Origin of the sequence: Cellulomonas fimi, from assembly GCF_028527925.1 — a bacterium.
Taxonomy (GTDB): Bacteria; Actinomycetota; Actinomycetes; order Actinomycetales; family Cellulomonadaceae; genus Cellulomonas; species Cellulomonas fimi_C.
Genome location: NZ_JAPESW010000012.1, coordinates 92,152 through 99,773, shown reverse-complemented (window position 1 = coordinate 99,773; position 7,622 = coordinate 92,152). Strand labels below are relative to the sequence as shown.

Annotated in this window: 5 protein-coding genes and 1 pseudogene; 1 reads left to right on the top strand and 5 read right to left on the bottom strand. The window is 77.1% G+C overall.

Annotated elements, in window-relative coordinates:
* A pseudogene (locus tag OMK64_RS08105) lies at positions 1-215 on the bottom strand (hypothetical protein); the annotation flags it as partial.
* Between OMK64_RS08105 and OMK64_RS08100 the strand changes: the two are divergent.
* Positions 186-1,400, top strand: coding sequence for an EAL and HDOD domain-containing protein (locus OMK64_RS08100; RefSeq protein ID WP_272727572.1), 1,215 nt, complete (start codon positions 186-188; stop codon positions 1,398-1,400). The pseudogene OMK64_RS08105 and the gene OMK64_RS08100 sit on opposite strands and share 30 nt — an antisense overlap.
* A 172-nt stretch (positions 1,401-1,572) precedes the next feature.
* Here OMK64_RS08100 and OMK64_RS08095 read toward each other — a convergent pair whose 3' ends face one another.
* The 4 genes from OMK64_RS08095 to OMK64_RS08080 form a co-directional block, all read right to left on the bottom strand.
* Positions 1,573-4,701, bottom strand: a complete 3,129-nt coding sequence (locus OMK64_RS08095) for a sacsin N-terminal ATP-binding-like domain-containing protein (protein ID WP_272727571.1) — start codon at positions 4,699-4,701, stop codon at positions 1,573-1,575.
* Positions 4,698-5,831, bottom strand: coding sequence for a DUF3027 domain-containing protein (locus OMK64_RS08090; protein WP_272727570.1), 1,134 nt, complete (start codon positions 5,829-5,831; stop codon positions 4,698-4,700). Before OMK64_RS08090 ends, OMK64_RS08095 begins: the two co-directional genes overlap by 4 nt.
* Positions 5,832-5,833: 2 nt before the next feature.
* A complete protein-coding gene (locus OMK64_RS08085; protein WP_124344539.1) occupies positions 5,834-6,214 on the bottom strand; it encodes a cold-shock protein in 381 nt (126 codons plus the stop codon).
* Positions 6,215-6,340: 126 nt separating this feature from the next.
* The gene (locus tag OMK64_RS08080; protein ID WP_272727569.1) at positions 6,341-7,585 is read right to left on the bottom strand and encodes a M20 metallopeptidase family protein; all 1,245 of its coding nucleotides are present in this window, start codon (positions 7,583-7,585) and stop codon (positions 6,341-6,343) included.
* Positions 7,586-7,622 lie beyond the last annotated feature (37 nt).

Genomic DNA, 7,622 nt, shown 5'->3' with positions numbered 1-7,622 from the left:
GTGCCCGCGAAGACGGAGCGACCGGCGTACGACGCGTTGGCCTGGTCCATGAGGCTGTCGCGCACGCCCTCGATCTCGGCGGCCAGGGCCTCGCGCGAGGTGGCCCCGAGGCCGCCGTTGCCGCCCTCCTCCTGCCGATAGGTGGACCAGCACCACTTCGCACCTCGGAGGAGAGGGACGACCGCATGTTCCAGCTGGACCAGCCGCCCGCCCACGTCGGATCGGCCGTCGTCCACCGTCAGCCGATCGTGCACCCCGACAGGTCCGTGTTCGGGTACGCGGTCCGTGCGTCCGTCATGGCTCCGGACGGCTCCGTCGAGCCCGAGCACCGCGTCGAGCACCTCGTCGAGGCGCAGTACCGGATCCTCGACCCGGACCTGCTGTCCGGCGACAAGCTGCTCATCCTGCGTGCCACCACCCGCGTGATGATGGGCGGGCACGACCTGCCGCCCGCCGGCGGCGGGGTCGTCGTCGAGATCCCCGGGCACATGACGTCGGGCGAGGACGCGGCCGAGCAGGTCATCGCGCTCAAGCACATGGGCTACGGCCTCGCGCTCGGCGACTACACGGGCCTGCCCGCGCACGACGAGTTCCTCTCGATCGTCGACTACGTGAAGATCGACGTCGCCACGCAGGCCGACCGGCTCGACGACCTCGTCGCGCACGTCCACAAGTGCGGCGCGCACGTCATCGCGGAGCGCGCCGACTCGCGCGACCGCATCCACGCCGCGCTGTCCGCCGGGGCGGACCTGCTGCAGGGCCCCATGTTCGAGCGGCACCGCTCGGACTCCGGCCGCCAGCTCTCCGCGGGCGAGGTGCAGTGCTTCGAGCTCGTCCGGCTGCTGTCCGCCGAGTACCCCGACCAGGACGCCGTCGTGCACGTCGTGGAGTCGGATCCCGAGCTGACGATGCGCGTCCTGCACCTCGTGAACTCCTCCGCGAGCGGCGTGCGGCGCCGGATCGACTCCGTGCGGCAGGCCGTCGTGCTCGTCGGCCCGCGCCAGCTCAACGCGCTCGCGATGGCGTCCCTCGTCGACGCGCGCACCGCCGCCGTCGGCCCCCTGTGGTCCGTCCTCACCCGGGCGCTCACGTGCTCGCGGCTCGCCGGGACCGACGCCGGGTACGTCGTCGGCATGCTGTCCGCGGTCGCGTCGCACCTCAAGCTGTCGATCGACTCGATCATCGAGCGGTCGGGCGTCTCCGAGGCCATCGCCGACGCGCTGCGCGACCAGACCGGCCCGCTCGGTCCCGTGCTCGCCGCCGTGCTCGCGCACGAGGAGAACGACACGGCCGCCGTCGTCGCCGCCGGGTACGAGCCCATCGAGGTCGCGCACGTGCACCTCGCCGCGATCCCCGAGGCCCTCGCGACCGCGACCGCGCTGGCGACCGCCGCGGCCTGACCCGACGGGCCCCCGGCCCGCGGCCCCGCCCCGTGCTTCCGCGCGGTCCCCTGCCGGTCGGGTCGCACGGGCTCGGGTCGTGCGGGGTCGGGTCGTGCGGGGTCGGGTCGTGCGGGGTCGGGTCGTGCGGGATCGGATGGCGCGAGGTCGGGACGCGCGTCCGTATGCGCGGTCAGTCCGTGACGTCCCAGGCCGCGTCGAGCGCGACCTCGCGCCCGCGCGTCGGGTCGACGAGCACCGTCTCGACCGCGAACCGCGCGGCCCACCGCCCCGCCGCCTGCGCGAGCCCCGCCGCGAGCCCCGCGACGTGCACCGCGTGCACCACCGCGTCCGGCCCTGCACCCTCGACCCACCAGTCGACCGGCGCGCCGTCGACCGTCAGGTCGTCGTGCTCGACCCACGTCGCCGGCGCGTCCGGCAGCAGCGCGCGCGCCTCGGCGGGGACGTCGGCGACCTCACCGCCGGGCCCGACCTCGCCCGCCGCGAGCTCGTCGACCATCGGCAGGTCGAGCAGCTCCGCGGTCCGCGCCGAGCCGGGGACGACCGCGGCGACGTCCGTGCGCTGCCACCACATCGGCCGGTCCGCGACCGCCGCGTCCTCGGCGCGCACGACCGCGACCCGTCCGACGCCGACGAGCGCCGGGACCCGCTGCGGCGCCGCGTCCGGCCTCGCGGCGCGCCACACGGCCGACGCGACCCCCGGGTCCACCGCCGCCCCGACCGCCCATGCGTCCAGCAGCGCCGTCCAGGCCGCCTCGTCCACCTCGTCGAGCGTCGCGACGCCGCCGAGCGCGCGCTGCACCCCGACGTCGCACGCCGCGAGCACGTCGGGCGTGGCGGGCAGCAGCGCGGCGACCACCGGGTCGACGCCGGCACTGCCTCCGTGACCCGCACCGCCTACGCCGCTCGCGACACCGGCACCGCCCCCGTCGCCCGCGCCGCCCGCTGCGAAGGGCCCTCGGGGTGCCAGACCTGCGTGCGTCCGCAGCCACCACGCCGTGTACGACGGCGCCGTCGCGCCGTGCTCGCCGCGCACGCGCTCCACGAGCGCCCGCCGCAGCGCCGGCTCGCCCGCGAGCCGCGCGAGCACCGCGGGCCACGCGCCGTCCGCCACCGCGTCGAGGTCCGCGACCGCGACCGCCTCGCCGACGTACGCGCCCGGACCGAGCCGCTCCGCGAGGAGGTCGAGGTACTCCTCCCAGCCGTCGAGCGACTGCGCCGCGAGCACCCAGGGGTCCGACGGGTCGTCGCCGAGGGACGCCGCGTCCGCGACGACGTGGTCCACCCGGACGACCACCAGGTCGGCGCGCACCCCCGCCGCCTCCAGCACGTCCGCACCCCACCGGTCGACGTCGCCGACCGACACCGGCGCCAGCACACGGTCGTCGAGCAGCGCCGCAGCCGGACCGCCGGGCAGCACGAGCCCGTCGGCCGGGGTCGGCTCGCCGTCGGCGGCCGTGAGCGTGAGCAGCCCGAGCCACGGGCGGACCTCGGGCGGCGGCGCGCCGGGCAGGGTCGCGGCGACGACCGTCAGGACCGCGTCCGTGACCTCCGACGCCGCGTCGAGGTCGTCGTCGTCCGCGGCCGCCAGGACCGCCGACCGGACCGCGGGCTGGGTCAGCAGCGCCTCCGCGTCGGCCTCGAACGCCCCCAGCCGCTGGAGCAGCGGGTGCTCCGCGGCCGGGTCGACGATGCGCAGCCCCCACCGGCCCAGCACGTCGAGCGCATCCGCACCGAGCCGGTCCGCGAGCCCGCCGTCGAGCATCAGCGTGCCGCGCGCGCCGCGCACCACCCGCCCGTCCGCGAGCGGCACCGGCAGCGCACCGAGCGCCTCCCGCGTGCGCGAGTCGTCCGCGAGCCCCTCGAGCGCGGCGTAGAGGTCGGGCCACGACGCGTCCGCCACCGCGGGCAGGTCCTCGACGACATCGGCGAGCGACCTCACGTCGACGCCGAGCGTGCGCGCCTGCGCCTCACGCCCCGGGGGCAGCTCGACCAGCCCCGCGACCCGCGCGCCCAGGGCCGCGACCGCCTCGCCACGTCCGGCCTCGCCCTGCACCGCGACCGCGTCGCGCGGCGCGACCAGACCCGTCCCGTCGTCCGCTCCGCCGTCGGTGCCGGCGTCGGTGCCCGCGCGCCGCAGCAGGGGCGTGCGGGCCAGCCGCTCGACGACCCGCGCCCGCAGGTCGCCGTCGAGCGCGCCGTCCGCGAGGCCCGTCGGGACCAGCGCGAGCGCGTCCCCGCCGTCCGCCGCGACGCGCTGCGCGAGCGTCCCGTACACCTGCGCCGCACGGTCCAGCATCGCGTCCGTGAGCGGCCCCGCGGCGACGCGGCGACGGGTCGGGTCGAGCGGCATGGTCGCGACCAGCAGCGCGGGCAGCGTCGACGGCTCGTCGGTCGGCGTCGGCGCGTGCATCACGCGGGTTCCCGCGTGCGCGCCCGACCGCGGCAGCGCCCACGTCACGCGCCAGTCGCGCGCGGCCCGCTCCTCGACCGGCCGGTCGGCGAGCAGCGCGAGCGGCAGCTCGCCCTCCGCGGACGCCACGAGCCACCGTCGCCCCACGTCCGCCACGCGCCGGGGCGGCTCGTCGGACGTCAGGTCCTCGACGACCACCTCGACCAGCGCCGGCAGCGCGAGCAGCAGCGCGTCGTCGACCGCGCGCAGCAGACCGCGCACCTCGTCGGCGGCGACCTCGTCGCGCAGCTCGAGCACGACCGCCGTGTCGTAGCCCGCGGGCGGTGCGCCGTCGGCCGGGAACGGCAGCCGCAGCGCGGGCAGCGAGCCGTCCCGGCGCCGCACCTCGTCCGCGAGCGCCGGGACCTGCGCGGCCGCGTCCGCGAGCAGCCCGACGGTGTCGCGCAGGCTGAACCGCACGCCGCCCGTCGTCGACACGACCGACACCTCGTCGGACACCGCGCGCACGGCGGCGAAGCCCACCCCGAACCGTCCGACCACCCGGCGCTCGGGTGCCGTGCCGCCGTCGGGGCGCTTCGACGACGCGCGCATCGACGCGAGCGACGCGACCCCCGCCTCGTCGAGCGGCGCACCGGTGTTGGCCGCGACCAGCACGAGCGTGCCGTCGTCCGCGCGCGCCAGCCGCAGCAGCAGCCGCCCCTCGACGCCCGCACGGGTGGCCGCGTCGGCGGCGTTCTGCGCGAGCTCGACCACGACGCGGTCGCGGTAGTAGCCGCGCGCGTGGTCCTCCTCGGTGTTCGCGTCCTCCCGCAGGCGTGCCGGGGACGCGCGCCACGCCCCCAGCACGGCGGCGCGCAGGGCCGCGGTGCCGAGGGCGTCGAGCGTCACTGCTCCGGGTCGGTCCCGGTCTCGGCCGCCGGCGCGTCGGCCGGGGCGTCCTGCGCGTCGGGCTCCTCCAGGAGCGCCTCCTCCACGATCTCCGCGGCGACCGCGGGCTCCACGACGACCTCGTCGGCGGTCGCGCGCTCGCCCGCGTCAGCCCTCTCGGCGGCGTGCTCGTCGGCAGCCGGCTCGTCGACAGCGGGCTCGTCGACAGCGGGCTCGTCGGCAGCGGGCTCGTCGGCGGCAGCCTCCGTGGCGACCGCCTCCGCCGCAGCGGCGTCCACGGCGACGGCCTCGTCCGCGTCGACCTCCACGACGACCACCTCGACCGAGGCAGGCTCCGCGACGACGCTCTCGTCCGCGGCGGCGACCGGCGGGGCAGCCGGCGCGTGCGGCACGACCTCGACGCGCATCTCGTCGATCAGGGGGTCAGGCGCGGGCCAGTCGCTCGGCGGCGCCTCGGCGTCGGTCTCGGAGTGCGCACCGCAGCCGTGGTCGAGGCTCACGACCTTGCCGTCGTCGGGCGACCACGCGTTCGCGCAGACCCCGAACACGGTGCCGAGCGACCCCTGCAGCGGCACGAGGAACCCGCACGACGCGCACGCCGCGGACGCCGCGAGGGCCCCGGCGGTCGTCGGGCCGTGCGAGCCGCGGTACCAGCGCTCGGCGGCCTCGTCGCGACCCTGCGGGGACAGGACGCGCACGCGGGCCAGGGCGAGCTCGTCGATCGCGACGGAGTCGAGCTCGTCGTCGCCCGTGGGGGTCCAGCCGGGCTCGAGACGCGGGTCGTCGGGGCGGAAGGGCAGCACGTCGCCGGGGCCGATGTCGCCCGGGCGCAGGCGCTCGGACCACGGGACCCAGGTGGCGGCGAGGATCGCGTCGTCGCCGGGCAGCAGCTCGGCCTCGCAGACCGTGGGCGTGCGGCCGCGGGGGACGCGCGCGACGGTGACGGTCCACTCCCAGCCGCGGTACCCCTTGGCGAGGCACGCGAAGCGGTGCGAGACCAGCCGCTCGCCCTCGACGACGTGACCGAGGTGCTCGCCGACGTCCGCGGGGTCCTCGGCGATGCCGATCGCGACCTCGCGGGCCAGGTCGACGGCGTTGCCGAGGACGGCGTCCTTCGTGGCGACGGCCATGCTCAGGCCTCGAGGTCGTCGGCGACGCGGCGCAGCAGCGTGGCGTACTGCGTGGCGCGGGCCTTCTCGGGGTAGCGGCCGCGGCGCAGGTCGTTGCCGACGCGGTCGAGCACCTTGATGAGGTCCTCGATGATGACGGCCATGTCGTCCGCGGGCTTGCGCGCGGCCTTCGCGACGGACGGCAGCGGGTCGAGGATCTTCACGGACAGCGCCTGCGGGCCGCGACGGCCGTCGGCGACGCCGAAGTCGACCTTGGTGCCGGGCTTGGGCGTGACGCCCGCCGGCAGCGCGGACGCGTGCAGGAACACCTCGCCGCCGTCGTCGTCGGCGATGAACCCGAACCCGCGCTCGGTGTCGAACCACTTGACCTTGCCGGTGGGCACGGCAACCCCTGTCCTTCTGCGTGACGACGTCCCCTCGACGTCCTGACCCTCCAGGTTACCGGCCCGTGCCGCCGCGGTGCGCCTCCCGGTCGTCGACCACCCGGCCGCGCGGTGCTCGCGGCCGGGTCAGCCCTGCGCGAGCCGGTCGAGCGCGAGCGCGGCGAGCACCGCGGGGCCGGTGACGAGCGCGTCGTCGGCGAACCGGGCCTGCGCGGAGTGGTTGTACGCGGCGGTCGTCGGGTCCTCGCCCACGGGCGTCGCGCCGACCGCGACGAAGACGCCGGGCACCTGCTCGAGCACGTAGGAGAAGTCCTCCGCACCGGGCAGCGGCTGCGCCGCCTCGTGCCACGCGCCTGGCCCGAGCAGCACAGGGACGACACGGGCCGCGCGCTCCACCTCGTCGGGCGAGTTCACCGTGACCGGGTATCCGCGCTGGTAGTCGACGCTGACGGTCAGCCCGTGCGCCGCGGCGACGCCCTCGCACACGCGCGCCAGACGCCCCGGCACGACGGCGTGCGCGGCCTCCGAGAACGTGCGGATCGTCGCCTCGAGCCGTGCCGTCGGCGCGATCACGTTGTCCGTCGTCCCGCCGAGAATGTGGCCGACCGTGACGACGACCGGGTCGAACACGTCGAACTGCCGCGTGACCATCGCCTGCAGCGCGAGGACGATCTCGGCCGCGACGGGGACGGGGTCGGCCGCGAGGTGCGGCATCGACCCGTGCCCGCCTCGTCCGTGGACCGTGACGTGCACGGTGTCCGCCGCCGCGAGGATCGTGCCGGGGCGCGACATGACGACGCCCGTCGGCAGCAGCGACGACATGACGTGCAGCGCGTACGCGGCGACGACGCGGTCGCCCGCCGCGTCGAGCACGCCCTCCTCGATCATGAGCCGCGCGCCGTGGTCACCCTCCTCCCCCGGCTGGAACATGAGCACGACCGAACCCGCGAGCCGGTCGCGCAGGGACGCGAGCAGGCGCGCGGCACCCACGAGCCCCGCGGTGTGCAGGTCGTGGCCGCACGCGTGCATCACGCCGGGGTTCTCCGACGCGAACGGCTCGCCGGACTCCTCCGCGACGGGCAGCGCGTCCATGTCGCCGCGCAGCAGGATCGCGGGGCCCGGGCGGGCGCCGCGCAGCACCGCGACCACCGACGACAGGCCCGTGCCCGTCGTGACCTCGAGGTCCAGGCCGTCGAGCGCGTCGAGCACGAGGCGCTGCGTCGCCGGCAGCGACAGCCCGATCTCGGGCGAGCGGTGCAGCGCGTGCCGGAGCGCGACCACGTCGTCGCGCTGCGCGCGGGCGTCGGCGAGCAGCGCCGCGAGCGCGTCGTCGCCGACGTGGCCCGTGGTGGGGTCGAGGGATGCGGTCACGGCTGACCTCCGGACGAGGGCGGGTGGACGTCTCGCA

Coding starts and splice junctions, on each gene's coding strand:
- OMK64_RS08100 (WP_272727572.1), top strand. CDS start 186: ATGTTCCAGCTGGACCAGCCGCCCGCCCACGTCGGATCGGCCGTCGTC.
- OMK64_RS08090 (WP_272727570.1), bottom strand. CDS start 5,831: ATGGCCGTCGCCACGAAGGACGCCGTCCTCGGCAACGCCGTCGACCTG.